The organism is Neolewinella maritima, assembly GCF_923081025.1.
In the GTDB taxonomy this organism is placed as follows: Bacteria; Bacteroidota; Bacteroidia; order Chitinophagales; family Saprospiraceae; genus Neolewinella; species Neolewinella maritima.
The window spans coordinates 1-552 of sequence record NZ_CAKLPZ010000012.1; the positions used below are offsets into that span (position 1 = coordinate 1).

1 rRNA gene is annotated in these 552 nt (G+C 47.3%); it reads left to right on the top strand.

Annotation, left to right across the window (positions count from 1 at the left end):
- Window positions 1-79: ribosomal RNA gene (locus MJQ68_RS17905) — 16S ribosomal RNA — on the top strand; the annotation flags it as partial.
- Window positions 80-552: the final 473 nt, after the last annotated feature.

Below are 552 nucleotides of genomic sequence, written 5' to 3' on the forward strand. Positions count from 1 at the left end.
ACCTAGGGTAAAATCGGTAACTGGGGTTAAGTCGTAACAAGGTAGCCGTACCGGAAGGTGCGGCTGGAATACCTCCTTTTCGAGACGACTTAAGACGGAGTATGGTGCTGTATCAAATACAGTAGTGTCGTAGTAATAAGTAATGTGGCGGTAGATCCGGACGGTTCGTCCGAGCTACCGCATATTCGAGCCCGTTCTATACGCGTTAATCTTTGCCTGCCTTGATGTTAATTTAATACGGTACATCCTATATATGTACCCACAGCGACGGTTCCGACCGTTTGGCTGTATTGATACACGCATGGTGCGTGGCCCTCGATGGAGGCGCCAGTTCGGTTCGATTCCGGAGCTATCAACACTATCGTCCCTTTCGTGGGCCAATAGCGGATCATTAGCCTGACCTGCTATCGCCCAACGGAAATTGTATTACGGGACGGCAGACGATCTTTGACAAGTTTGGATAAGAGAGCAACAGAAATTTTTACGGATAATTGTTAGTGATTCGATCACATGACGAGTCCGTTGCGAGAAATTCAATTTTATTTCTCAAGC